This is a genomic window from Hyphomonas sp. UBA3601, from assembly GCF_002375605.1.
Taxonomy (GTDB): Bacteria; Pseudomonadota; Alphaproteobacteria; order Caulobacterales; family Hyphomonadaceae; genus Hyphomonas.
In genome coordinates, this window is the sequence record NZ_DFME01000021.1 from 1 (window position 1) to 208 (window position 208).

General features: G+C 63.5%; 1 protein-coding gene. It reads left to right on the forward strand.

Translation table 11 applies throughout. The features are described from left to right. Positions 1–208: hypothetical protein (locus B4F73_RS01800; RefSeq protein WP_290482375.1), on the forward strand; the 208-nt coding region annotated here is incomplete at both ends.

Here is a 208-nt window from a genome sequence, read left to right on the forward strand (position 1 = left end):
ACAGCCGCGCCGCCATCACGGCCCGCCGCTCCGGTGTGGTCGAGCAGGTCGACGCAATGCGGATCGTGGTTCGCGCCACCGAAGATCTCGAAGGCTCCAAGTCGGGCGTTGATATCTATCGTCTCGCGAAGTTCCGCCGGTCGAACCAGAACTCCTGTATCAACCAGCGTCCGATCGTGCGCGTGGGCGACGTCGTTTCCAAGAGCGA